This window comes from Alkalilimnicola ehrlichii, from assembly GCF_003399765.1.
Classification (GTDB): domain Bacteria; phylum Pseudomonadota; class Gammaproteobacteria; order Nitrococcales; family AK92; genus AK92.
Window position 1 is genome coordinate 26,806 of the sequence record NZ_NFZV01000008.1, and the last position, 25,750, is coordinate 52,555.

The 25,750-nt window shown below is 59.4% G+C and carries 24 protein-coding genes; 13 read left to right on the plus strand and 11 right to left on the minus strand.

The genetic code is table 11. The features are described from left to right. Positions 1–102: 102 nt before the first annotated feature. Positions 103–1,068, minus strand: a complete 966-nt coding sequence (locus CAI21_RS09455; protein WP_116302063.1) for a helix-turn-helix transcriptional regulator — start codon at positions 1,066–1,068, stop codon at positions 103–105. Between the two features lie 154 nt (positions 1,069–1,222). Here CAI21_RS09455 and CAI21_RS23770 point away from each other — a divergent pair, with 154 nt between their 5' ends. The 6 genes from CAI21_RS23770 to CAI21_RS09475 all read left to right on the plus strand — a co-directional run bounded on the left by CAI21_RS23770 (position 1,223) and on the right by CAI21_RS09475 (position 6,574). Beyond that, entirely contained in the window at positions 1,223–1,414 is a 192-nt protein-coding gene (locus tag CAI21_RS23770; RefSeq protein WP_220347837.1) for a hypothetical protein, read from the plus strand. Continuing rightward, the gene (locus tag CAI21_RS23775) at positions 1,369–1,752 is read left to right on the plus strand and encodes a TonB-dependent receptor (RefSeq protein ID WP_220347839.1); all 384 of its coding nucleotides are present in this window, start codon (positions 1,369–1,371) and stop codon (positions 1,750–1,752) included. The genes CAI21_RS23770 and CAI21_RS23775 overlap by 46 nt, the downstream gene beginning before the upstream one ends. Before the next feature lie 17 nt (positions 1,753–1,769). Beyond that, positions 1,770–3,200 carry a TonB-dependent receptor gene (locus CAI21_RS09460; RefSeq protein WP_220347849.1) on the plus strand — a complete coding sequence of 477 codons (1,431 nt, stop codon included), beginning with the start codon at positions 1,770–1,772 and terminating at the stop codon, positions 3,198–3,200. 2 nt (positions 3,201–3,202) lie between these two features. Further along, a complete protein-coding gene (locus tag CAI21_RS09465) occupies positions 3,203–4,207 on the plus strand; it encodes a class I SAM-dependent methyltransferase (RefSeq protein WP_220347851.1) in 1,005 nt (334 codons plus the stop codon). 22 nt (positions 4,208–4,229) lie between these two features. Further along, entirely contained in the window at positions 4,230–5,495 is a 1,266-nt protein-coding gene (locus CAI21_RS09470) for an MFS transporter (protein WP_220347853.1), read from the plus strand. Between the two features lie 161 nt (positions 5,496–5,656). Beyond that, positions 5,657–6,574, plus strand: a complete 918-nt coding sequence (locus tag CAI21_RS09475; protein ID WP_181919350.1) for a HEPN domain-containing protein — start codon at positions 5,657–5,659, stop codon at positions 6,572–6,574. A gap of 14 nt (positions 6,575–6,588) precedes the next feature. On the opposite strand, the gene CAI21_RS09480 is transcribed toward CAI21_RS09475, so the two are convergent. Beyond that, entirely contained in the window at positions 6,589–7,158 is a 570-nt protein-coding gene (locus CAI21_RS09480; protein ID WP_220347855.1) for a TetR/AcrR family transcriptional regulator, read from the minus strand. Positions 7,159–7,311: 153 nt separating this feature from the next. On the opposite strand from CAI21_RS09480, the gene CAI21_RS09485 reads away from it, so the two are divergent. Together CAI21_RS09485 and CAI21_RS09490 are read left to right on the plus strand one after the other, a co-directional pair. Next, positions 7,312–8,325, plus strand: coding sequence for a Rossmann-fold NAD(P)-binding domain-containing protein (locus CAI21_RS09485; RefSeq protein ID WP_116302067.1), 1,014 nt, complete (start codon positions 7,312–7,314; stop codon positions 8,323–8,325). Positions 8,326–8,359: 34 nt separating this feature from the next. After that, positions 8,360–9,358, plus strand: a complete 999-nt coding sequence (locus tag CAI21_RS09490) for a saccharopine dehydrogenase NADP-binding domain-containing protein (protein WP_116302068.1) — start codon at positions 8,360–8,362, stop codon at positions 9,356–9,358. 64 nt (positions 9,359–9,422) lie between these two features. On the opposite strand, the gene CAI21_RS09495 is transcribed toward CAI21_RS09490, so the two are convergent. The 3 genes from CAI21_RS09495 to CAI21_RS09505 form a co-directional block, all read right to left on the minus strand. Next, on the minus strand, positions 9,423–10,838 hold the full coding sequence (locus tag CAI21_RS09495) for a sensor domain-containing diguanylate cyclase (protein ID WP_116302069.1): 1,416 nt from the start codon (positions 10,836–10,838) through the stop codon (positions 9,423–9,425). A 12-nt stretch (positions 10,839–10,850) separates the two neighbouring features. Then, positions 10,851–12,005, minus strand: coding sequence for an acyl-CoA dehydrogenase family protein (locus tag CAI21_RS09500; protein WP_116302070.1), 1,155 nt, complete (start codon positions 12,003–12,005; stop codon positions 10,851–10,853). Between the two features lie 295 nt (positions 12,006–12,300). Then, a complete protein-coding gene (locus tag CAI21_RS09505) occupies positions 12,301–12,957 on the minus strand; it encodes a phosphatase PAP2 family protein (RefSeq protein WP_116302071.1) in 657 nt (218 codons plus the stop codon). A 290-nt stretch (positions 12,958–13,247) separates the two neighbouring features. Between CAI21_RS09505 and CAI21_RS09510 the strand changes: the two genes are divergently transcribed. Continuing rightward, positions 13,248–13,835, plus strand: a complete 588-nt coding sequence (locus CAI21_RS09510) for a hypothetical protein (RefSeq protein ID WP_116302072.1) — start codon at positions 13,248–13,250, stop codon at positions 13,833–13,835. On the opposite strand, the gene CAI21_RS09515 is transcribed toward CAI21_RS09510, so the two are convergent. Both CAI21_RS09515 and CAI21_RS09520 read right to left on the minus strand, forming a co-directional pair. Continuing rightward, on the minus strand, positions 13,786–15,318 hold the full coding sequence (locus CAI21_RS09515) for a hypothetical protein (protein ID WP_116302073.1): 1,533 nt from the start codon (positions 15,316–15,318) through the stop codon (positions 13,786–13,788). The genes CAI21_RS09510 and CAI21_RS09515 overlap by 50 nt on opposite strands. A gap of 10 nt (positions 15,319–15,328) precedes the next feature. Continuing rightward, entirely contained in the window at positions 15,329–15,622 is a 294-nt protein-coding gene (locus CAI21_RS09520; protein WP_116302074.1) for a hypothetical protein, read from the minus strand. A 304-nt stretch (positions 15,623–15,926) separates the two neighbouring features. Here CAI21_RS09520 and CAI21_RS09525 point away from each other — a divergent pair, with 304 nt between their 5' ends. From CAI21_RS09525 to CAI21_RS09535, 3 genes are all read left to right on the plus strand, one after another. Further along, a complete protein-coding gene (locus CAI21_RS09525) occupies positions 15,927–18,092 on the plus strand; it encodes a sensor domain-containing protein (protein WP_116302075.1) in 2,166 nt (721 codons plus the stop codon). Positions 18,093–18,118: 26 nt separating this feature from the next. Next, a complete protein-coding gene (locus tag CAI21_RS09530) occupies positions 18,119–18,982 on the plus strand; it encodes a helix-turn-helix domain-containing protein (protein WP_116302076.1) in 864 nt (287 codons plus the stop codon). A gap of 93 nt (positions 18,983–19,075) precedes the next feature. Beyond that, complete coding sequence (locus CAI21_RS09535; RefSeq protein WP_116302077.1) at positions 19,076–19,501, plus strand: N-acetyltransferase; 426 nt, start codon at positions 19,076–19,078, stop codon at positions 19,499–19,501. A gap of 16 nt (positions 19,502–19,517) precedes the next feature. Here CAI21_RS09535 and CAI21_RS09540 read toward each other — a convergent pair whose 3' ends face one another. The 3 genes from CAI21_RS09540 to upp all read right to left on the minus strand — a co-directional run bounded on the left by CAI21_RS09540 (position 19,518) and on the right by upp (position 20,887). Continuing rightward, a complete protein-coding gene (locus tag CAI21_RS09540) occupies positions 19,518–19,868 on the minus strand; it encodes a type II toxin-antitoxin system RelE/ParE family toxin (protein WP_258868059.1) in 351 nt (116 codons plus the stop codon). Beyond that, positions 19,853–20,080 carry a hypothetical protein gene (locus CAI21_RS09545; protein ID WP_258868060.1) on the minus strand — a complete coding sequence of 76 codons (228 nt, stop codon included), beginning with the start codon at positions 20,078–20,080 and terminating at the stop codon, positions 19,853–19,855. The genes CAI21_RS09540 and CAI21_RS09545 overlap by 16 nt, the downstream gene beginning before the upstream one ends. 168 nt (positions 20,081–20,248) lie before the next feature. Next, complete coding sequence (upp, locus tag CAI21_RS09550) at positions 20,249–20,887, minus strand: uracil phosphoribosyltransferase (protein WP_116302078.1); 639 nt, start codon at positions 20,885–20,887, stop codon at positions 20,249–20,251. 663 nt (positions 20,888–21,550) lie between these two features. On the opposite strand from upp, the gene CAI21_RS09560 reads away from it, so the two are divergent. After that, a complete protein-coding gene (locus CAI21_RS09560; RefSeq protein ID WP_116302080.1) occupies positions 21,551–22,486 on the plus strand; it encodes an alpha/beta hydrolase family protein in 936 nt (311 codons plus the stop codon). Between the two features lie 718 nt (positions 22,487–23,204). On the opposite strand, the gene CAI21_RS09570 is transcribed toward CAI21_RS09560, so the two are convergent. After that, entirely contained in the window at positions 23,205–25,547 is a 2,343-nt protein-coding gene (locus tag CAI21_RS09570; protein ID WP_116302081.1) for a putative bifunctional diguanylate cyclase/phosphodiesterase, read from the minus strand. Positions 25,548–25,750: the final 203 nt, after the last annotated feature.

The window sequence follows — 25,750 nt, forward strand, 5'->3', positions numbered from 1 at the left end:
CCCCGAGGGCTGCGAGGCTGGATGTCCGTTTAACCGGAGTAAGATCGGCACTGTCGCACGCCCCTTCGGCAACAAGCGACGGTGCCGTCACCGGAAACCGAGCTATTGCACTGTGGTTCCTTTACTTCGCCGCCGCGATACGGTTTTGGGCGATGTACCGAAATAGCGGCTGAAGGCGACGCTGAAGTTGCCGGGGTGAGTATAGCCCACGCGATAAGCCGTCTGCGCCACCTGACAGCCGCTGACAAGCAAGGCGTGGGCTTTCTCCATGCGCAGCGCCAGCAGCATACGCCCCGGCGTCGTGTTGAACAGGGTGCGGAACCCTTGTTTGAGCTTGCTGGCGTTCAAACCCACCTGGCTGCTGAGATAGCCGATGGTCAGCGGCTGGTCGAGCGCGCCGCGCATGAGGTCGCGCGCACGTTCCAGCTTCTCCACTTCGTCCAAGCTCAATGTGTCGCTAGCGCATGGCTTTGGCAGCAGATGCTCCAGCTGGTCGGCCAAAATGCTCAGCGCATGGATGCTCAGGGTCAGCGGCCGACAACCCAGCCGAACCCCGGTCGTCAGCGTACGCAGGTGCGCCGCGCTGATCCCGGAGGTTTTCCCCAAGTGCAAACGCGTTACCGGCCCCGACCCCAGCAGGCGGTGCGCATCGTCGGCGCCGGCGTAGTGGCGTAAGCGCCGCTCGCTGACCAGTAGGCGCAACTGGCGAACCGGGTTGCCGCCCTCGTAGCGCCGTTCGCCCCGGCTTTCCCGAAATGCGGTAATGGTGGTGTGGCCGGCAAGAAAATCCACCTGCTGACCGTCCGCGCCGGTGTAGCGGGACTGCCCCCACAGTCCGAAGGTCAATACCAGCGTATGGCTATCGTGCGGGTTGCTGGTTTCCTCGATCAGCCGGCCGTCGGGCCGGTAGTCCGTGTACGCTAGTGCCAGTCCGTCGTCGAGCGTCAGCAGATCGGTATGGCAACGCCCGACTTGAGCGGGTAACGCACGCCGGCTCGCAGCCGGGGAGCTGGCGACGGTTTGAACGACAGCATCATCCGGGGTAATTCGCAACGGTGCGCATGGCATGACCTTTACTCCCTGAAACCGTCTACATCCGTTTGCATACGAATCGCTGCCGATGGCATATGAAACGCAGATGAGACGCATTCGTGTTTTCCCATAGAATCCTCTTCATAAGAGTCTTGGTCAATGCCCAATTGGGCACGAATGGAGGGGAACGATGAAGGTGCGGCAAATCGGCCTGTGGGGGTTGATGCTGACCGGCGGTGTGTCTTCCGCGACGCTAGCGGCGTCGGAACTAGCGCCGTTGACGGTCACGGCCACCAAGATCGAGCAGGCATCGGAGGAAGTCCCGGCCGGCTCACTGTGCTGGACGGCACCGCTTTACGCGAGGTCGGCGCCGACAGCCTAAGCGATCTACAACGACTAGCGCCGGGGCTGGTGTTCCAACCCTTCGGCCAGTCGGGCACCAACCCGCCGGTGGTGCGCGGGCTGACAGCCAGCGCCACGACCTTCTCGTCGTCTACCCTGCTGCTGGTGGACGGCGTTCCGGTGCTGCAAGCGCAGGGGTTTGACGACAGTCTGGTGGGCGTGGAGCGGGTGGAGCTGCTGCGCGGGCCGCAGTCCACGCTATACGGTCGCAACGCCCAAGCCGGGGTACTCCAGGTGCATACCCGACTGCCGGGCGATACGCCCCTGGTTCGGCTGGACACCATCGGCGCAGCCGCGACCGCCGCCAACTACGCCTAGAGGCCGCACAGCCGCTAGTGCCGGGCAGCCTGGCGCTGGGAGTGGCGGGCGAGTGGCGCAAGCAACAAGGCTTTGTCCGTAACATCGGACACGGCGGCCGAACGGATGACCGGGAACGCTGGAACGGCCGTGTCACTGCGCATTGGACGCCGGGGGAGCATAGCGATGCGGTTCTACGCTACACGCGCTCGCAGTACCGCGACGGCGGCGCCCCCTGGGGGCCGGCGGAACAGCGTCGGCGCCGAGTGCGATCCGGCACCGACAGTCATAACGACTCCCGTGGCAGCAGCCTGTCCCTAAACGCCAGTCACGTATTTAGCGACGCGCTACGGCTGCGCTCCGTCACCGCGCATAACCGCTTTGACGACCGCATCGCCCAAGATCTGGACTTCACCGGCGGCGGCGCCGTCGGCCTGGAGCGGAATCAACGCTTCGACATCCTGTCGCAGGAACTCCGGCTGGAAGGCGACATCGGTACTGCTCGCTGGCTATGGGGCGCCTATGCGGATCGGGAGGATCATACCCTGCGATTCCGCCAGCGCTCCCCCATGGGAGAACAGCGCATGGCATCGGAGCTGGACGGCGAGACGATGGCTCTGTTCGGCCAGTGGATTCAGCCGTTGGGCGAACGCTGGCTGTTGACGCCGGGCCTACGGGCGGAGCGCAGCACGGTCGCTTTGGAACCGGAGGGTGCGGAACGGCGGCAGGAGCGCTGGAACCGGGTCACGCCGAGCCTTGCTCTCCAATACCGCTGGCGGCCCGAGTCCTGGCTGTACGCCCGCTATGCAGAGGGGTTCCGCGCCGGCGGCTTCAACGCTTACGCGGGCGCGGCGGGCTATCCCGATTATGCACCCGAGAAAGTAGCGTCCTACGAACTGGGCGCCAAAGGCTGGGGGCTGGACGAGCGGCTACGCTACGACCTGGCACTGTATTGGATGGACGTGCGGGACATGCATGTACAGGAAATCGTCCAACCCGGCACGGCCTACATCACTAATGCCGCATCGGCCCGCTCCGCCGGTCTGGAGCTGGAGTTGGCCTATTTTCTAAACGATGCCTGGATGCTGCGCAGCGGACTGGCCCTCAACCGCACACGGTTCCGGACCTTTCAAGATCTGGCGGAGGACTATCGAGGCAACAGCAACCCGTTCGCGCCGGACCTGGCCGGTTTTATGGGGATTCGCTATGAGGCGCTCACAGGCTGGTTTGCGCAGGCGGATCTCAGCGGCATGAGCCGCATCTATCTGGATGCCGCCAATCAGTACTCCCGCCCCGGTTTCGGGCTGCTGGATTTGGCCGGCGGTTACCGACATCGCCATTTCACCGTCACCCTTTACGCGGACAACGTGACCGACACACGGTATGACGCCGTGGGCCTACTGAACGGTAACGTCCGCGTCTACAGCCCGCCCCGCGAACTGGGGCTGCGGCTCGGCATGGAGTTTTGATCATGACCAATCTACACCCCTTGCAGGCCTGCTGGGACCTGCCACTGGCATCGCTACGCGCCGACGCGTTGGACACGGCCCTGCGCTTGCAGCTATTCCAACGGCTAGCGGCACCGGTCGAGCCTGAGCAACTGGCCAAAGCGCTGGAGCTGGACGCGACCCGCTTGGACGCGCTGCTAGCGCTGCTATGGAGCATGGGCCTGCTGGAACGCCGCCAGGTCCGTCGCGACGGGGCCACGCTATGGCGCTACTGTGCAACCGAACTCGCCCAGCGCTATTTCACTGAGGATAACGACACCGCTTGCGGCGCAGCCTGGCAAGCAAGGCTGACCTCCCTGCGACAGTTCGGCGCGACGATCGGTACCTTGCTGCACGGCAATGCCGCCAGCGGCGCCGCATCCGGCAGCGGGCCCCACTGGGCGGAGGCCGCGCGAACGCATATCGCGCAGGAACAACGCGCGGTAACGATGGACGTTGCCCGCGGCATATTGAGCCGGCTGCCGGAGTTCCCGCACGTGCAGCGGATGCTAGATCTAGGCGGCGGACCCGGCGGTGTGGCTATCGCACTTGCGCGTGAGAACCCTCGCCTGCGCGGCGTCGTTTTCGAGCTGCCGGAAACCGCTGCCGTTGCCCACCAGGCCATTGCCGACGCCGGTCTGGCCGAGCAGCTGGAGGCACGCGGCGGCGATCTTACCAGCGATGCACTCGGAGAAGGATTCGACCTCATCTGGTGCGCCTCGGTGCTGCACTTCGTACCCGACATCCACGAGACACTGCGGTGCGTTCGCGCCGCGCTGAAACCCGGCGGCGTACTGGTCTGTGCTCAGGCAGAGATTCCCGCCACCGCGGATGCCGCCCAGCGGGTGCTGTCTTATTATCTACCGTTGCTGTTGCGGGGCACCAGGTGCTGCCGGCCGGCCACTTATGCCAGGCCATGGAGGCCACAGGCTTCATCGACATCGAGCGCCTGGACACGGTCAGCATACCGTTGGCGCCAGTGGCGGTGACGATCGGCCGGAGGGCGCCCTCGTGAGCGCGGAGCGCCGAGCATGGTGGGGCAGGCATCTGTTGTTCGGTTGGGTGAACCTAGCCCTGGCCACTCCCGTTATCTATCTGTTGCTGGGCCTCCCCCTCGTACTGCGGGCGCATGGCTGGTCCGGCACCGAAATCGGCCTGCTCCAACTCACCGGGCTACCTGCGGTATTCAAGTTCGCGCTGGCGATTCCGGTACAGCGCTACAACCCGGGGCGCTACCACAACTGGGCCATCGGGCTGTGCCTACTGCTGATCGCGCTGCTGGTGCTAATCGCCTGGGTACAGCCGTTGGGGCGTCCCGGCGTGCTGTTTGCGCTGGCCCTACTCGTCAGCGTGCTAGCCGCCTGGGCGGACGTGCCGTTGAATGCACTGGCCATCAGGCTGTTTCCAGAGCCCGAGCGGCTGCGGGCGGGCAGCGTTCGGTCCGCGGCTCTGTTCGCGGCTGCCGTAGTAGGCGGCGGCCTACTGCTCGTTGCCCAGGAACGCTGGGGGTGGGCGCTGCCGTTTTTGATCATGGCCGGCATGATCGGAGCGGGCTTGCCGGGGCTGCTGCTAGCAGAACGGCGGCGAACCGACGCGCCGGCCACACCTTCGGCAACCGCCGTCGCGACCATCGACTGGCGAGGGTTCTTCCACCGCGCCGCGCGTCTGTGGAGCTGCCTCTTAGTGTCGTTGTTTCCGTTCATCGGCGCCGCTTGGCTGTATCTGAAGCCGCTGTTGCTGGATCAAGGCATGCCCGCCGACCAAGTGGCTTGGATCGTCGGAGTGGGCGGCGGGATTCTGGGCGCCGTTGCCGGCCTGGTCAGCGTCCGCTTAAATCGCGTGCTGGGGGTGCGGCGGAGTCTGCCGCTGTTCAGCGCTGTCGCCGTTCTGGCACTTGCCACTCTTGCCCTGCTATTGCACACCGGTGCCGGCCCCGGGGCACTGGCAATGGGAGCGGCGTTGATAGCCATTGCGATGGGCATGCTGTCCGCCCTGGTGTTCGCACTGGTAATGTATTTCGCCCGGCCGCAGCAGCGGGCCATGGACTACGGCCTACAGTCCAGCCTATTCACGCTCAGTCGGCTGGCGGTACCGGTGGCGGCGGGCTTGCTGCTCGACCGTCTCGGCGCTCCCGGCATGGTCGCCTGCCTGGCCGTCGCCATGTTGGCGGTGCTCGTCTTAGCCACATTAGCTCGATCGACCATTGAGCGATGCATGTTGCCTCCATACTCCGCCGACACGCCGTCGCCGGCTATCGGCGGCAGAGGATATGTATGACAATATTACGCCGGCCGAGAAGAACTCATGACGGTCGCTAGGAGAAGAGCTTAGCGACACACCGAACAGGTCTCTTGCTCCGCTGGCGAATTATCGCTAACCGGCCGAGTATGGCATCATTAAGCGCTTGCTTTCTTATAACAAGGATGTTGAACGCGAACATGACCATAGGGCCGATCATGCATCGAATCGACGGGGACACTCGTATCCGTACCGACCTCACTCACCTGCCGGTTGAAAAGCAGCAAGAGCTGGAGCTGTTGGTGGAGGCGATTCGGGACGTGGACGACGTGGAAATGATTATCCTCTACGGTTCCTATGCGCGCGGCACCTATAAAGAAGAAAAGGACTTAAAACCCAAGCGTTGGTCCGGCCACGCCTCGGACTACGACCTTTTGATCGTGGTCGAAAGCCCGGCGCAAGCCGCCGACGCTAACCTGCGCCACGCCTTCCGCGAGGCTTGCAAACTCCCCGGCCTCTCGGCCCGGGCCGAGCCTATCGTGCACGATATTGCCGACGTGAACAAAAATCTGGAAGAGGCACGGTATTTCTTCCTCGACCTCAAGCGCGAAGGTCGGCTCTTGTATAACTCGAAGCGCTTTGAGCTGGCCGAGCCGCGCCATTTGACGCCGACAGAGCGGCAACGCATTGCGCAAAGGGATTTCGACCGCTGGTTCGAGCAAGCAAGCGACTTTTACGACACTTACTTAATGCACTTCGAAAAGAAACGGCTGCGACTCGCCGCCTTCGATCTGAACCAAGCAACGGAATCGGCTTACAAATGCATATTGCTGGTTTTCACCGGCTATGTACCGCACGAGCATTTGCTGGAGTGGCTGGGCGAGCGTGCCGAACTGTTCGGCCCCGTTTACCACGATATCTTCCCCCGCCGCACCCGCCGCGAGCGCGAACGCTTCGAACTTCTCGACCAGGCCTACATCGGCGCCCGCTACCGCGACGACTTCATCGTCCACCTCGGTGACATCGATTACCTGGCACCACTGGTCAAACGCCTCCTCGACACCACCGCCGCCCTTTGCCGGCTAGAGATCGAGGCCATCGGCCAAGGCGCCACCTAACGCCTGCCCTTTCTTCAGGCATCGCACTCGGATAACCAAGCCACGATCAAGCTGGCAAGGCAAGCAGCCGCGGCGGCCTCGTCGACGCGCCCACTAAGCATGTCCTGGGACAGCGCCTCACCCGCCCCGATAATCCCCACGCAGCGAAGCCGTAACTGTTGCCTCTCAAGCTTGCTATAAGGGGCGAATGCCTTGCAGTAGAAATCGACGTAGCCGTCGATAACGTCCCGATAATACGCCTCTGTTTCCTCTTCGCCTTTCAGTGCCGCAGATACGGCATGCCATTCGGGGCCGGCCTTCGCGCAGCAACGCATATAGGCATCCGCCACGACTCGGGCAACCTCCGGCAACTGCCGCTGCGTACGCTCAAGGGCGTCGGCTAAGGCCGCCGCTTGCGTATCGTCGAACGCCTTGTACAGGGCGATTAGCAATCCCGCGCGCGAGCCAAAATGGTCGTAAGCGATGGGCTTACTGACGCCGGCACGCTCGGCGAGATAACCCAAGGTCAACCCGTCCGTCCCCTCTTCTTGAATGATGAGCTGCGCAACATCTAACAGTTGAGCACGCCGCTCTCCTCTATTCATTCGCTTTCCGCGCGGCTTAGCCATTATCTCCTGCATTCCTCTCCGGTGTGGCGAGCGTTCGATTCATGCTTGACAGGATAACCTACCAACAGTAACCTACCAAGCGTAACTTGCTAGCGGTGACTATCCGTTCAACCAATGAGGATACCCATCATGTACGCCACCCCCTCGCCGTCTGTACTAATCGTTGGCGGTTCCGGCATTGTCGGCTCACAGGCCGCCGCCGCACTTCGGCGGCTTCAACCGGAACTGCCGATTACCATCGGCGGCCGCACTCTAGCGAAGGCCGAGGCTATCGCCGAACAGCTGGGTAATGCCGATGCAACCGTAGTCGATCTTAATCGCGCGGATCTCGGCCAATCCGCAGACGCGGCTTACAGTGCCGTTGCCATGTTCCTGAAGGACGACGGCTTAAACTCGCTTCGCTTTGCCCAACAGCAGCGCATTCCTTATCTCGGCATTTCCTCCGCCGCCTTCGAAATCGGCCCGGAGGTATCGCACTTCATCCACCGCCCGACGGACTCGGCGATTCTGATGTTGAGCAACTGGTTGGCCGGAACAGCCACGTTGGGCACGCTTTATTTCGCACGCGATTTCGAGCATATCGACACCATTTCGGTCGCTGCCCTGCTTGACGAGCAAGACCTCGGCGGCCCTTCCGCGCACGCGGATTACGTCCGGCAAACACAAGCTGCACCACGCCCCTTGATTCTCAAGGGCGGCCAATGGACCTGGGCAGGAGACGAGGAGGCTACGAGGGTTTTCAGCAGCGTTGACGGAACCGCAGTACACGGCCAGGCGCTGGCGAACTTGGACCCGCTAAGCCTTGCCAACGCGACCGGAGCCCAGTCGGTGCGATTTGACTTTGCCCTGGGGGAAACGGCGAGCCGGCGCCGGGGCGAGCCATTCTCGACGGAAATCGTTATTGAGATCGGCGGCCGCCTACGCGAGGGCGACAACGCACAAGCGCGTTACGAGATCGTACACCCCGCCGGCCAGGCCCCTATGACGGCGGTCGGCGTGGCGGTAGGCATCGAGTGTTTATTGGGCTTGAACGGAGGGTCTGCGGTACCGGCGGGGCTTTACCTGCCGGAGGTTTTGATAAGCCCGGACTACATGGTCGAGAAACTACGACAATCCGGCGCCGTGCTACGGCGGGCTCAATAGCCCGCCCAGTAACCGTGTAAAGCAGGAGTTCATCATGACTAATCACACGCCAAGCTCCGTCCTCCTCATCGGCGGTTACGGCACGGTCGGCCGTCGGGCCGCGCACCTTTTGCGGCAACTGCACCCGAACCTGCCGCTTACGATTGCCGGGCGTAATCCAATCAAGGCGAGCGCGCTGGCCGCCGACGTAGGCAACGCCGACGCGGTCACCGTAGACATTGCCCGCCCCGATCTGGGGCTAGCCGCCGACGCACAGTTCAGCACCGTTGTCGTTCTGCTCAAGGACTCTGGGCTTAACACGATGCGCTTTGCACAAGCCCGCAAGATTCCCTATATCGCATTTTCCAACTATGCCTTCGAAATTGCGCCGGAGATTGCGCTTTACGCGCAGCAACCGGCCCGTGCACCGATTGCGCTGCTCGGACACCATCTTGGCGGCGTGGCGACTTTGGCAGCACTGCGGTTTGCACGCGATTTTCGCGTCGTTCGCAGCGTAGCGATCGGCGCGATCTTCGGTGCGGAGGAAATCGCAGGCGACACCACGCAGTCGGATACCGACCGTGTCGCGGATGCCGCTCCCCGCCCGCTGATGCGGAAGAATGGGCGCTGGATCTGGGCCGACGCCGAGGAAGCTAACAGACTGTTTACCGACAGTACCGGCGCGGAGCGCGAAGGACAGGCCTACCCGCTCCTCGATGTGGTCAGTATCGCGGCGACCACCGGCGCCGAGTCCGTTCGCTTCGATGCCGCCGTGCGCGACGCCGACGCCAGCGAAAGCTTTCACGAGGTCGTACTAGAGCTAAGCGGGGAACAAGCCGATGGACGTATCGAGCATGTTCGTTATTCGCTACGCGACGAAGACGTACACCAGGGACTGAGCGCGCGCGGACTTGCACTCGCCATCGAGCGCCTACTAGGCCTGACCGGCGGCACGCCGCTCTCGCCCGGGCTTTATCTTCCGGAGAACTTACTCGACCCAGGCGACGCCTTGAGCCGTATCCAGGAGTTGGGAGCCAAGCTTGTTCGCTTCTAGTGGCCGATCGCCTTTCGCTTGGCCGGTTCAGCGGGTTTGTGCGTGGTCACGGCATGATGCCGCATCACGATGGCTCCGCCGCAACGGAGCGGTTGCGGCCTGAGGCTTTTGCCTGATAGAGGCGCCGATCCGCTAACTGCATCAGCGCCTTCAAACGCTTTTCGCAGGAATCCGCGCGATTGCCCGCTAAGCGACTCACGGCGATACCAATACTAATCGTGACCGGCAGGACCAAGTCTTTGGTTATAACAATGGGGGTATCGGCAATCGCTACACGCAGACGCTCGGCCACTTCCAGAGCATAGCTCTCATCGCAGTCCGGCAGCAGGATCGCGAACTCCTCGCCACCGACGCGCGCGAGCATGTCTGTGGAACGGAGCTTGCCGTCCAGGCGGGCTGTCAGCGCTTTCAGTACGGTGTCGCCGCTCACGTGTCCGTAATTGTCGTTAATGGATTTGAAGCGATCGATATCGAGCATCAGCAAGCCCAGCGTCGAGCTGTTCCGTTCCGCTCGTTCAAGCTCACGGCAACTCCGGCGTTCGAAATAGCGGCGGTTCCAAAGCCCTGTTAACGGGTCCGTGTGCGAGAGTGCTTCAAGGCGAGCATTGGCCTCTTCCAGCTCGCGGGTTCGCGCGGCTATTTCCGCCTCAAGACGTGTTCGCTCCGTTACGTCCTCCAAAGTGATCAGGGTGCCCAGCGGTTTGTCGCGATCGCCGCCGAGTAACGCGCTACGTACCCGCAGGTATCGGGTTTGCTCGCCAGCCGATATCTTCACCGTTTCCTCGGCTGTTGCCGTACCGGTTTGGCCCGACCATTTGGGGAGCAACGTATCCACGTGCTCTATCGCGTTTTTGGAGCCGACGCCCGCACAACCAGGCCCCTGTAACATCTCCCGCGCTAGGGCATTCATCTCTACCACGTAGCCGGTATCGTTCAACACAATCAGCCCCGCGGGCAAAGATTCCATAATGGCATGCCGCACGGAGCCAGCGGTCAGATCGAGAACCCGCGGCCGCACCTCTGCCAACCGCTCCGAGGTGCGACGGATCGCCTGTCGGTGCATAGCCCGTTGTACGGTGGCATCGCCGACGGCCAAGATACCGGCGACGAGTTCCTCCCCGACCGCGGGCAGCAACTCTACCTGGCGAGCAGACACCGGACGATGGCGAAAGAGCTCGCTCAGGCTACGCGGATCGTCCACCGTAGTAAGCACCACAACCTGTAGGTCGGAACGGCATCGAAGCAGCTCCGACACCGCTCGCCCCGACTCTGCTACGCCGGGGCAGAGAACAGCTACCGGCAGGGAAGCTGCATCCAGCGCCGCCAACGCCTCGACCATCGCGGACAGCTCTTCGAACCACTCGAGATTAAGGCGTCCATCGGCAGCAAGCCCAGCCCTAGTTTGTTCGCTTTCGACATCCCCGACTTGATATAGCACGAGAAATCGAAGCCGCTCGCGGAGCTGGCTTAACGTCGCCATTCGAGTCGATCCCTACTCGTTGCCAAGCATAGGCTCACCCAACAGGATTCGACCGGTCCAGGTGCGCAGTATATCTGTCGTCGGAGCCATGACGTGGGCCGCCCGAGCATCGCGCAGCAGGCGTCCTAGTTCGGAGTTCTCTCCATAACTCTGGCCGCCGGTCAGCGTCATCACATCGTTAACGACATCCACACAGCAGTCGGCAACTTCGGCCTTAGCGGACAGCACTGCCGGCAGTGCTGTCGAATCTCCCTGGTCGGCAGCGGCAGCGGCATGGTAGGCAAGCTGTCGGGTTCGTTCCACCTTAGCCCACAGCCCTCCGAGCCGGTGTTGGAGCACGTCCTGCTTCGCTAACGAATGGCGTGTGTGGCCATAATAGCGCCCCTGCAAATGGTCGATCGCGATAGCAACGGCTCTTGCGGCAATGCCGAGGTAGGTTCCCGTCATGGCGGCAAGAAAGTACGGCGCCACCACCTCTAAGACATACCAGATCTCATCGCCTTCCCCACCCAGCAGATTCTCCAGCGGTATCCGAACACCGTGCAGATCTAACAACCGGGAGGAGTTACCGCGCATACCCAACCCCTGCCACGGACCGGACCACCGCATTCCCTCAGTCCTAGCCGGCACGACTACGCAAGAAAACTCGCCCGGTGCGGCATCCCCCGCGACCGAGACAACGGACACCACATAGGAGTCCGCCTCGCCGCCGTTGGTGACGAAGGCCTTGTGCCCATTGACCTCGTAGTGGTCGCTCCGACGTGCAAGTGTGGTTTGAGGAATATAAAAGTTCGCACCGGTGCCACGCTCGCTCAACGCCAGCGTCGTCAGGTGCTTACCTTCGGCGGTCGGGCGTAGATAGCGTTCCGCCTGTACGCTCGTGGGCCTGGCTGCGATGACCGCAGAGCCCACCATGTGCATACCAACGCACATTGACGTAGATGCACAGGCGCCGCCGAGCGTTTCGCATACGCGCGTTAGACCGAGCAGCCCCTGGCCCAGCCCGCCGAATTCGCGAGGTAACACCAAGCCGCCAAGCCCGGCCTCCAACAGTTGCCTGACCTCCGCCTTCGGCCAGCGCGCCTCTCGGTCCACCGCTTCGGCGCGCGGGGCAAGCATATCCTGAGCGAGCACGGAAGCTTGCTGCAGAACCTGCTCAAGATCCATTTCGAGACACTCCAAACAACGCGAAAAGAGAACGCAACGCCCGCTAAACGCCCCAACAGCGATTTATTGAGAGTCGTTACTCTTATATAGGTTCTCGACCGACCAAAGCACAGTGAGTTCCACCCTGATACCTGCCGACACGGAAACAGGGGCATTCGAACTCGGCCATGAATGAGAAAACCGTACGGGAAGAACGAGGTTTGAACAGGCTGCCCATACTCGAGTCCCAGGCAGCAAGTAATCGATTGACGTGCCTCGTTTATCCCCCCGTGGAGCGGAGTCAAATAGCCTTTAGTTACTCTTCGGGCTCGACAACGCCTAGCCGCTGCAGCCAGATCGCGAGGAACCAGCATAGGCCGGCCCAGGCCGCCCCGGCGACCCACCCGGCCAATACGTCGGTCGGCCAATGAACGCCGACATAAACCCGGCTAACGCCAACCGCTATCGTCACGGCAATGGCTATGGCCACCAAGTAAATCTTAAGCCGTCGCTGCGGCTGGATTCTTGCCAGCAGCACGGCGAGCGTTAGGTACGTCACCGCAGCCATCATCGAGTGTCCGCTCGGAAAGCTGGCGGTATACACGGCTGCCTCGTAGGAAATGAGATCCGGACGCGGGCGATCGATGACGATCTTCAGCACAGTGCTGAGAATAAGCCCTCCGCCAACGGCGGCTAGCATAAACACCGTCGTTCGGTACTTACGGGAAAGCAGCGTATACCCCGCCGCCGCCGTTACAATAATCAGCAGCACGGCAACGCCTCCTAGCGCCGTCACGTCCCGCCCGAACTCGGCTAACCATACCGGGCCAACAGGTTGGTATGGGTCGGCAGGATCCCGCATGGCCAACAAAATTCGCTCGTCCATGGTCAGCGTTTCGCCTTCCATGACTTCGTCGGCCAGCTCCAGAAAGGCCCAGCAGCCGCTTGCGAAGACGAGCAAACTGAAAACCATTGGGAGCAGGTGCGCCCTCTCTTTGGGACGCTGCGATGGGGTGTCGGTCTTAGCGTTGTTCGAAATACTTCCTCCTAGTGGCCAAGCGCCGTTCGCTTTGCCGGCTCAGAGCCTTTCTTCGGATTCCTGCCACAGCGCGGCCCGCCGGCAAATCTAAGCATGAAGGCGTGCCATACCGTGGTCCATTAGATATGCTGATATGCTCGGTTAACCGTTGCCGCCCATCAATGTGGCTCGAGCGAAGTGGGGACGCATACGAAAGCAGCACACCCGCCATGAGGAGCTTTGCAATGACAACAGAAAAGAATGCTCCACTCCCCCGCGAGGGCTTAGCCGGCGTACTAGATCGACTTGCAGGCCCAGGAGCGACACAAGCCGAGCTAGCGCTTCAGTTTCTGTTACCGCTTGTGGCCGCCGTTACGGCGGTCTTCTACGTAGCGTTGTCGGAGGTGGCGCACTGGTCAACCCTTCAATACCTTGTTTGTGCTCTGCTCGCCTTCGACCTCGTTGGCGGCATCGTCACGAATGCCTCTTCCTCCGGCAAACGTTGGTACCACCGCGCTAGCCAAGGCCCGTTGCAGCATACCGGCTTTATTGCCCTTCATGTCGTGCATCTTGCACTGGTGTCGTGGCTATTCCTGGGGCTGGACGTTGCATGGCTAACCACTGCCGCGGCTTATTTGCTGATCGCAGGGACGGCGATTATCTGCACGCCTGCGTATCTGCAACGGCCTGTCGCGCTGATCATGTATACCGGCAGCCTGCTCATGGCGCTATACGTACTGAAAGCGCCGGTGGGATTAGAATGGTTTTTACCCTTGTTCTATCTCAAGCTCCTGGTGGCCCACCTACCGAAGGAGGCGACCGAGACGCCTTAAGGTAAGCATTAACGAGTGCCGCGGCGTCGCGAAAGGAATGCGTCTGGAATAGCCGTATAATACGCGCGCATTCAAATTGCTCGAATTGGTTGTTTTCGTGCCAGAGATCTTCGCTCAGAACCAGCCTTGAAAGCACCAGGGCGTAGCGCCTGAACCAGTATTCCTGGTAGAACTCCGGAATTCCGGCCAGATCTTTAAACCCTTGTACGCGTTCCAAATAGTAAACAGGCCGATTCGACGACGTTTCTTTCCGGTACCAGTATGCCTTAATCGTAATCCGCTCGGCAGCACGGCCCAAGCAGGCGATCAAGGCCGCCAACAACTCCAGGCGGTTGTAGCGCAAATCGTGCTCGAGGGGGCTTTTCACAAACCAGCGCAGGCACTCGCTAAGCGCACTTGCTCGGGTAAACTCCTCATCGGAGAAATCGTGGCCGGTGAGGCGGCGGATTGCTGCTCGGAAGCCGCCTTCGTCCTCCTTGGCTTGCGCCACCAGCACGTTACTAAGAGCCTCGTAGGCGCTATTGCCGACACGGGGAACGGCCGCTTTATCGCCCGCGAGAAATTCGTTGATGTACTGTTTACCCGCCACTCGATGCTCGATCTCTCGCATCACCAGGCCGACATACAGGCTTTTATCCAAGCGCTCCGGCAATACCCGCTCACCCAAAGGTAACGCCCGCTCAATCTCCTTTAGCGAGGGCAGCATCCCCTTCAGGTGCGGGTTATCCACTCGCAGTGCCAGTAACGTGGGCACTACGAAAGAGCTTTCCGCGTACCGCCCCGCAATGCGCTTCAGGATCGGCACCAACGTCTCTACGTCTTCCGCATCCATGCCATGCGTGAGGCTCAACTTAAGGTCGGCGTAGATAGACACGCCTTTCTCCGGCGTATCGTCGTGCCACCGTAAGGGGTGGGCGTCCCGCAGCTCTAGATTCGCTTTTTTGGGCGACGGCGGATTAAATTGACTAAACGCCTTCGGCCACTCTAGCCGATACCGGAATAAGGTACAGAGCGCTTTCACGGCATAAGAAGCGCTCTCATGGGCATCGGCGCAGCCGATGCAGCCTTCGGTATAGGCTTTGTAGTCATAGCCGGTCAGATCGCGCACGATGTGCTTTAGTTTTTTGAGCACGTCTTCGACGTTGCTTATCGTCCGTCTTGGCACGTTGTCCACGCTCGCCGTCAACCCGCCGAGGTAGCGCGAAAGCGCCTGTTGACGAGCCGCGTCGGAGTCCAGCGCGGCTCGATTGCCAAGATCGTAAGGAGAGGTAAATACGGACTTGCGCTCTTCCGGGCCGAGTAGATTATGCACCAGGTACTCGCCAAGGCTCATCGGCTCTTCTGCACCGAGCACTCGCCCACTTAAGTTGCGAAAACCCATATAGCGTGCGCCAAGTATCACCTCTCGGCTGTATAGCTCAACCTTCGAGCCGTGCTTGTCGGCAAGTTCGGCCCGAAATGTCGCTTCAAGTACGTCTTTCATGATCCGCTCTCTATGCCCAAAGGGCTTGTTCGGCTTGAAAGTCTTCGGCCCCGCGATCCAGCCGCTCGCTCATCGCCTTGTACTCCGCCCCCTTATCCGATAACGACATGATCGCCTCATACCGTGTAGCGGCAATCTTTACCGCTTCGCAAAAGCTTGCGTTTGTCTTCGCCTGTTCCATCTCCGCCATTTCGTTAACCACAGCTTGCTCGCCGTGCCGCACGGTGGCTTTCGCAATGTGGTAGATGGCGCTCGTGGAGTGGATGGCCTTGCTCGCACATTGGGCTGATTGTTTCATAGTCATGCCTGCCTCTTTTTGTTTATCGGATACGAGAAGACGACGTTAAGCGATATGCAGCCGCTTTGGAGGTGTCGAAAATTTAACGGCTTGTCCGAATAGCCGACGCGGGGCTGAGTTCCCGCAGGTTCTTCTCTATAGGCTGAGATGCGCATCCGTTTAGAGGCAGGCCTTGCGGTGTACAAAAGCGCCGACGTTTTTTTACCCTGGGATCTACTTTGCTTGTCGAGCGTACCGGCCGGGCGCATGTCCTAAGTAGAATAGCGTAGAGACAGACGAGCATCTGCGGGCTCATGAAGTACGAAGGATAATGAGCGTGTCGTTGGTCGATAGCGATTACTACAGAGAAGTTTTCCAACACTCTCCTTGCTCCGCTATCTTGCTGAATCGGGATCTTGTGGTTGTCGATGTCAATCGCGCCTATCTTGAGTTAACAGCCATTCCCGACAGGAAAGCTCGCACGACGCTGGATTTGTGCGAACTGTTACCGCTGGCAGGACAGGACGAACGGGAAGCGGTTCGCGCGTCGCTTAACCATGTATTAGAGCAACATACACCGGATACCGTGCGCAATCTCTACTGCTGCTTCGAGCCGAAAGACGAAACCTCAACCTCCGGCTTCTATCACCCGTACGACATTGCTCACGTGCCCATTTTCGACGACGACGGCAACATCGCCTTCATCTTGGCCAGTATTACCGAGACATCTCATACCGAAAGCCGCCAGGTGGATAAAGCCGATGCCGAGCCTCTCGCGAGAGCGGAAGCGGAATATATGCAGAAGGCTTTAGGCTCGCCAGACCGCGAACGGCAACTACAGATGCTGGTCGATCAAGCCCCTGGCTTCGTTGCTATTCTACATGGGCCAAACTTTCGTTTTAGCTTAGCGAATCAAGCCTATTATCAGCTTGTTGGCCACCGTAAGATCATCGGCAAACCGCTACTCGATGCAATTCCTGAGATTGCCGACCAAGGATTCGTCGAGCTGCTGAGGGAGGTCTATCACAGCGGCACCCGCTATGTCGGCAAAGCCGTACCCGTCACATTGCAGAAGGAAGTCGGCGGTACGCCCAGCCACCGTTACGTAGATTTTATTCTTCAGTCGATTGTCGAAAACGACGGCAGCGTATCCGGCGTTTTTATTCAAGGTCACGATGTCACGGAAACGCACCGACTCGCGGAGGAGCTACGCTATCAAGCAACCCACGACTCGGTGACCGGGCTTTGCAATCGCCGCGAGTTCGAGCGGAAATTGGGGGAGACCATCGAGCAACTCTCGGCCGAGGGTACACCGCATGCGTTGCTCTACCTCGATTTGGACCAGTTCAAGCTAGTGAACGACACTTCCGGGCATTATGCCGGCGATCAACTACTGAAGCTGATCGCCGATACGCTGCCCAGCCACCTTCAACCACAGGATTTAATCGCGCGTTTAGGCGGCGACGAGTTCGGCATCCTGCTCTGGAATCGTTCGGAACGCGACGCGCTAGCGACCGCGGAAACACTACGACAAGCCATCAAGGAGATTGAGTTCGTTTGGGAAGGGCGTGTTTTCGGAGGTAGCGTCAGCGTTGGCTTGGTCACCTTGACCGATAGCAGCTTGCCTCTGCGCGAAGCGATGAGCGCAGCCGATTCGGCCTGTTTCTTAGCGAAAGAGAAAGGGCGCAACCGTGTTCAACTGTATCGTTTCGGAGACGATGAAGTGGTTACCCGCTGGCGCGAGATGGATTGGGTCGGGCGTCTCAGAGAAGCCCTCAAGGACGAACGGCTTGAGCTACACGCACAAAAGATCGAGCCCTTGAGCGGCGCACCGGAGACCTGCGAGCGTTATGAGACGCTAGTTCGCCTCCGCGCGGCCGGCGGCGAGCTGGTGCCGCCGATGGCTTTTATCCCAGCGGCGGAACGATACGGGCTCATGCCAAGCATCGACCGCTATGTTATTCGCAAGGGCTTTGAGTTTATTGCGGAAACTAACCGGCATAGCGAAACCAACCTCGTGCTATCCATCAACCTCTCGGGCGCTACGCTCAATGACGAGGGATTGTCCGAATTCGTCATCGCGGAAGCACGTCGGGCGGGCATCGATCCGCAACAGGTTTGTTTCGAAGTGACGGAAACGGTTGCCGTGACCGATATCGTGACTACCGCACGAGTAATGCGCACGTTCAAAGACAACGGCTACCGCTTTGCACTGGACGACTTCGGCAGCGGCATGTCGTCGTTTGGTTACTTACGCAATTTGCCCATCGACTACTTGAAAATCGACGGCACCTTTATTCAGCATATCGTATCCGACAAAGTCGATGCTGCCATGGTAGAGGCGATTGCCGATGTCGCCAAAGTCATGGGTATCGAGACCGTTGCGGAGTATGTAGAGGGCGACACGACCCGCCAGCATTTGCTAAAGATCGGAGTGGTCTTCGGGCAAGGCTATGGCATCCACAAACCGTTACCGATATCGCAGCTCGCGCTTTAAAGACGCTTTGAGTAAAACCCGGAAGAATGAATACCTGGCGACGCGTTCCTAACAAGCCGGCGCTAAGACGCTTCATCGAGTGCTACTGGTATCTGGAAGCCGCCGGCGAACCCGATGCCACGCAGCGGGTATCGCCCCTACTCCCACCTTCCCCGCTCTCGCATTACGTGCTTACCCCGGCTACGCAACCGTTTCGGTACGTCGCAGGGCAAGACGTATTCGAGGGATACGGCTCACACTTGCTTTTTGCCAACCGGCAAACGCTGCGCCTGGAGGAAACCTACCCCCTCCAACGGCTCGGCATCGCGTTCAAAGCCGGCACGCTCTACGCTTGGTTAGGCTTATCCGGAGGCGCCGCAGATCCGATAGGAACGGCAGACGTCACCGACTACCCAGACTTAGCCCTAGTCGATGGCTCGTCCTCAATCGACCTCGGCGCTCAGCCCGAGTCCGCCGTTGAGCATTTAGACAGCGTGCTATCGCGCGCTATGGCGGTCGCCCGGCAAGATGAGTATTTCCTACTCGCACGGCGGGCAATGGCTTACCTGGATGCTTGGTACGGCCACGACCACGCGGAAGAAGCGCTCCACAGTCATGCACAATTGGCCGCTCAGCTCGGCTGCTCCAAGCGCACCTTGGAACGCGCCATGAGCCGCACCACCGGCATAACGCTTAGCGAGTACAGAGCGATGCTGAAATTCAACAACCTGTTTGCCTACGCCTATCGCCATGCCAGGCAACCCTTAGACTGGTCCGCCTTAGCGCAAACGTTCGGCTTTAGCGATCAATCCCACCTGATCCGACAACTTAAGCAACGGATCGGCAGCACACCCGGCGAATACCTGAAACGGCGCAATGTGTTGATCGACGTCTACGGCGACTTCGAGTAAGTCGGGCCTTGACGCATTTGTTCAATACACAGCATTTACCTCCCCTTACGCTCTTGCCGGAATCAATCGACCAACGAGCAAGAGGACCGTACCGTGATCCGCAGCTTTCAAGCCGACGACATCGAGCAAATCATCGACATCTGGCTCGCCGCCTCCATCGAAGCCCACGACTTCATCGCTCCTTCTTTCTGGCGCTCGCAAGCGGATGACATGCGCAATATCTACGTTCCGAATGCGGAGACGTATGTGTATGCAGATCGCGACACGATCAGAGGTTTCTTCTGTCTACGCGAAGATTCACTTGCCGCCTTGTTCGTCGCTCCGGCTTATCAAGGGCAAGGGATCGGCCGCCGACTCATGGAAGAGGCGCTACAACGCCGGCGCGATCTTACCCTCACCGTCTACAAACAGAACCGAAAGAGCATTAGGTTCTACCAAGGCTGCGGCTTTGAGCAAGTGGCGGAAAAGATCGACGAACACACCGGCCACGCCGCCCTGGTCATGGCGCAGCGCGGATGAGCTAGCGGCCTTCGTTTTACCCTCGCCCAGCGGGCCGGGCGGGAAGGCGGTCTAAAGCTCGTCGTCGAAACGGTCGGCGGTGGAGGTCAGCAGACGCTTGCCGTGGATCACGGCGATGATCAGCACTCCGCTGTCCTCGACGCGGTAGATCATCCGGTAGCTGTAGATAAAAGCCTTCGCGGTAGCTGGGGTCGTCCAGCTCGGGGACGACACGCCCCCGCAGCGGCAAGTGGTTCAGGCGGCGGGAGTACGCCACGATCCGATCCGCGACGGCTTGGGCGTACTGCGGGGAGTCTTTCTCGATGTAGGCCGCGATTTCCTCGACGTCTTCAACAGCTTCGGGCGACCAAGCTACTTGGTAAGCCATTTCGACAGTCGCGCCTCAGCCTGCTCCTGGGTCAACGTCCCTTCGGTCCGGGCACGGGCCTCGCCGCGCTTGATCTTCTCCAGCACGTACAGGTGGTACTGGATGTCCTCGTAGGTGCTGTCGTCCGGCAGATTCTTCAGCAGCTGCTCGACGTCCTGCTTGGCGGTTTGCATGCGCGCGTCCTCGTATTCGGTAGGCTTTGGGGTAAGCATATCAGGGAGTCTCCTCGGCTTCATGGTCTTCGTCGGCCTCGCGCTCAAGGGCAAGGGATCGGCCGCCGACTCATGGAAGAGGCGCTACAATGCCGGCGCGATCTTACCTTCGCCCAGTGGGCCGGGCGGCTGCCCTGACCGCCGGCCGGCCCGTTAGATAGCGGGGCCTTAATCGTCCTTTTGTTTGGTACCGAAAATGCGATCGCCGGCATCTCCCAGGCCTGGCATGATATAGCCATTTTCGTTCAAACCCCGATCGACCGCCGCCGCATAGATAACAACGTCCGGGTGTTCGGCTTCGACCGCACGAAGACCTTCGGGCGCGGCCACTAATACAAGAGCCCGGATCTCGCGACAACCGGCCTTCTTAAGCATGTCGATCGTCGCAATCATAGAGCCGCCGGTAGCCAGCATCGGATCGACGATCAACGCTAACCGCTGATCCAACTCGCCCACCAGCTTTTCTAAATAAGCATGCGCTTGTAGCGTCTCTTCGTTACGCACAACGCCGACCGCACTTACTTTGGCCCCAGGAATGAGGTTCAACACCCCATCCAACATGCCTATACCCGCGCGCAAAATCGGCACGACGGTAATTTTCTTACCCGCCAGTCGCTCCACCTCCACCGGGCCGGCCCACCCCTGGATGGTATGCGGCTCAAGTTGAAGGTCTTTCGTGGCTTCGTAGGTCAGCAACGCGCCGACCTCCTGCGCCAACTCGCGAAAGCTCTTCGTGCTGGTATCGATTTTCCGCATGATCCCCAGCTTATGACGAATCAAGGGATGGCGTATTTCTTCGATGGGCATCAGTCTGAATCCCGGCAGCTTATGGGTGAAGGGCCAGTATGGTACGACAACCCGTTTCTTTAACAAGTTCGGGGCATCGGGGCGGCCCTAGAGATACATCAGAAATGTGTTGCAACCAAGCGACATAAAAAACATGCTCAGTTACACGCGCCATATTAGGCAACTTATATACTAACGAAACACTCTCAAGTACATGCTCGCCCATAATGGCCTACAGCGCGCATCTCCTCCCGTTGAAAAAGCCTGCCAAGACAGGAAACCAGCCAAACAAAGCTAGAAAAATCCTCCCTTACAAAAAACACAATCCCTACCTCATCAAAGGCATATGAAAATCAACAAAACCAAAAAAACAAACAAAAGCCAAGAAAAAAACAAATTTACATAACAAACAAAGCCCAAAAAAAATACAACCAAGCAACAAACAAATCACCATAAAAATCGCATAAAAATAGGCCTGTCGCCGAAAACAGACAATGCTTTTTCCAAAAAATACAAACACACAACCCAATGTTGGCACTCGATATTTTCTGGACTATGCTTCTTGACAGGCGGCAGGTTTAGCAAAATACGAGCAACAATCGGCGATCACACAAACCGAACCTATTGCACCAACCTAGAACCGCCATCTACCCACAACACCAACAAACAAATAAGGAAAACCTAATGATAAAACAACACAAAGGAAATCTATTGCTATCTCTGCTGGCGGCGGGTTCGCTGTTGATCTCGGCAGCCGCATTTGCCATGAACCCCGACGATGGCTATAGCGGCCTAGCCGCAGCATGCGACAATTCTGAAGGTTGTGGCTTTGCCCGCGGCCCCGATCCGTCGGTGGATTTTCTGGAAGCGGACCGCGGGCCTTATCGCGTAAGCACTAGCCGGGTGTCCAGTTTAGTTGGCGGCTTTGGTGGCGGCACGATTCACTATCCGACCAGCGCGGAAGGCACCATGGCAGCGATCGTTGTCATTCCAGGCTATATATCCTCGGAAGGGTCCATCGAATGGTGGGGCCCGAAACTGGCTTCGCACGGTTTCGTTGTCCTGACCATCGACACCCGCACGGGCTTTGATCAACCGCCGAGCCGGGCACGCCAGATCAACAACGCACTGGATTATCTGCTTGAGCAAAACGATAGGTCGCGTAGCGACATCTACGGCATGATCGACCCGGATCGTCTTGGCGTAATCGGCTGGTCCATGGGCGGCGGTGGTACGCTTCGGGTCGGCACCGAAGGCCGCATCCGCGCAGCCATTCCGCTAGCACCGTGGGACACGACTCGCAGGCACGCGCGCGACGCTCAAGCGCCGACGCTGATCTTCGCCTGTCAGCTAGATGCCGTCGCGCCGGTCGGTCTGCATGCCTCGCCGTTCTACGACAACCTGCCGGACTCGATTCCGAAGGCTTACGTCGAAATCAACAATGGCACTCATTGGTGCGCCAATGGCGACAATCGGCATAACGATGTACTCAGCCGCTACGGGATATCTTGGATGAAGCTGCATCTCGACGAGGACGAACGCTACAAACCGTTCCTGTGCGACGTCGACCACACTGCCGATCGGCAAATTTCCGACTATCGCGGCAACTGCCCGTACTAAACGCTACGCCCTCGCTGAAGCAAGCTCCTCCGGAGCTTGCTTCAGCGCTTTGTGCAACCAACGCGCTATACGGCGCCCGCTACACCGCCATCGGTCTACGTTAAACCGCGTTTCGCGCCGCCCATCCGCCATTCCGTCCCATAACGAAAGCAACACGGGCGGGCCGTCACCCATAATAGAACAGGTAAAGCGAGAGCTTGTTGGCCGATTGGACGGAGAATCTGCGCGTGACCACACCCATCATCATACTTGTGCTAATGACGGCGCCTTATCTATTTGCTCGCGCCTTATCAAGCCTTACTCATCGCGATCTCGACCTCCGGGGGGCTGCCGCCTTAGGGCTTGGCATTTTGTTTATCTTCTTCGGTATAGGGCACTTTGTTGAAACGGACGCCATGGCGCACATGCTACCCACCTGGGTGCCCGAACGGGTACTACTCGTATATCTGACAGGGCTATTGGAGTTTACGATCGCAGTCGGTTTCTTTATACCTCGTTACCGGCGAGCGGCAGGCTTTGTTGCAGCCGCCGTGCTCATTTTGTTCTTCCCCGCCAACATTTACGCGGCGATTCATCATGTTCCGATGGGGGGCACGCGTGGGGGCCAACGTACCTTTTCATCCGCGCCCCACTTCAAGTCATCGTCCTGCTATGGGTGTATTGGTTTACGATTAGGAATCGGCTCGCGGATCGCTGACACGATGAGTACGGCTTCAGGCTACCCTAAGTCTGAAGCCGTACTCGTCCTGGCTTTCAACCACGCGATCAGCTCATCCGCCATTAGCGGTTTAGAAAACCAGAACCCCTGCACCTCGTCGCACCCTTTAGCGCGCAGCATCGTCAGCTGTTGCTCGGTTTCCACACCCTCCGCTATTACCCGCAACCCAAGCCCATGGGACAGGGTAATGATGGCTTCCACGATGCGCTCGGTTTGTGCGCTGGCCTCCAATGCGGTGACGAAGCTTCTGTCGAGCTTGAGGCGATCCACAGGCAGTCGCTGCAAATACGTTAAAGAGGAATAACCCGTTCCGAAATCATCGATAGCGACACAGACCCCCAGATCCCGAAGTTGTTGCAGCGTAACCGACGAGGCGCCGATATCGTCGATAAAGGTACTCTCTGTCACTTCCAGTTCAAGCTGCGCAGGCTTGATGTCATAGCGTTTGAGAGTGTCTCTAAACTGCTCGACCAGATCTGCTTGTTTCAGCTGCACCGGCGAAAGATTAACGGCAACCGTCGGCATCCGCAGGCCGGCATTGTTCCATGCCTTGAGTTGACGACAGGCCTCCGCGAAAACCCACGCTCCGATGGGAACGATCATACCGCTGCGCTCCGCTTCCGCTATAAACGCCGCCGGTCCAATCAAGCCTTTTTCCGGATGGCGCCAGCGTATCAAAGCTTCTAAGCCGGCTAAACGCTGTGTCGCCAGATCGATCTTCGGCTGGTAAACAAGCTGGAATTCGCCGGCTTCCGTCGCCTGCTTTAGATCTCGCATCAACGCTTTCGACGCCAGGTAGCCCTGATACATTTCGGAAACGTAGAAGGTATAACCGCCGCCCTCCACCACATGCTGCCGGGCAAGGTCGGCATTGCGCATCAGCGCATCGTAAGTTGTCGCATTCGGCGGATACAACGTAATGCCGATGCGGATGTGTAGCGAAATCGCACGCTCTTCTACCCTTACCGGCTCGGCGAACGCCTCAATCAACCTTCGCGCCAGACCCTCGGCATCGGCCTTATCGCTAACATCCGGCTGCACGATCGCGAACTGATCGCCATAGAGCCGAGCCAGCAAGCCGTCAGGCGGCAACACTTCACGAAGGCGTTTTGCGACGACACGGATCACCGCGTCACCCGCCGCGATTCCCCATACCCGGTTTACCTTCTTAAAGTCGACGATATCAAGCACATGCAGGGCGATAATTTCACCGGCATCGAGTGTGGCACGTTGCTCTTCTTCCAGTAAATTTTCGAAATAGTGTCGATTGGGAAGGCCGGTTAACGGATCGTGCCGACCCAAGAAGCGGATATGCTCGGCATCGCGCTGCTCTGCCTCCATCTGCCAAAGAAGGCGCCGCCTGAGTATCGCGCTAACCCAGACCAATGCCACCAGCAGCGCAAGCAAGCCAGTACCAAGGCCGGTATAATAAGCCACCGCCAGATTGACCAACCTAACGCCGGCCGCATCGAGTTCCTCGGCCCCACGTCCAAGGATGGCCTCCAGCTCGAGAATGTAACGGCTGGACAGTAAAAACCATTGCATCGCCGCTTGCTCATCCGGCATCGTCAACTGCAACGGGTCCAGCAACCGTTCCCGAAAAGCTTGCAACTCGATGGCGTAGGGATTTTCGGACGCGATTTCGTACAGTTGGCGGTCTACACTGCCCACCGGAGACATCCGCAACTGGTCAAGGAGTGCCTCCTGTAACGCTAGATTATTGGCCAGTGTTTGGGCATCGGCTTCGTTAGCACCGGGCGTTCCAAGTAATACCGCCCCCAGACTGCGCTCCCTCGCCGAATACTCGATAAACGTCATCAAACGCTGGAAGCTTACGACCTGCGTTGCCAGCTCCGGCACGGAGATATCCAACGCAACCGCGTCTATCACCTGCGAGAGGCGCTTTATGATCCGCGTATAGGCCTCCACGGTCGCCGAAGGCGCCGCCCCTTGATCAGCCCTGCTTCGCAGCATGGAAAGCTCGTCCAGTGCCGCTAACGCCATATTCAGCTCTAACGGCAACGCACCGCTGTCGTATTCGGTTCGAAAACGCTCAAACAGGCGCTCGGCTTCATCCAGCCGCCGGTCGGTCACCTCCCGCCGTTCCGGCACCAGCTCGGCAAACCCCGGCACCCCGCTAAGAGCCACCGCTGTTGCGCCGCGCTCGTCTTGCAGCGCGCTGATGATTGAACTCACGCCGATCGCAAGCTCGGTTAATTGTTCCACCCGCTGCACCCGCTGCAAGCTCTCCCCCCACTGCAACGTTAGAACTAGCGCTAAGAACAAACATCCGACCAATGGCAGGGCAACGGCGACCGCGGAGCGCTTGGCTATCTCCCGCATAATCACCTCGTATTTTTGCCGGTGCCGCTAAGACAGAACGTAGGCGCTTACTTAAAACACCTACCGGGCACAGGGCATTGCGCTGCATTCCAGCAGCTCCGAAGGTTCTCGGGGTATTCGCTGAAGATAGCAAGTACCCCATCCAAGCGCAGCCATACATCTTGATTCTTGCCTCCAATAGGAGATAATAAGAATCATTATTA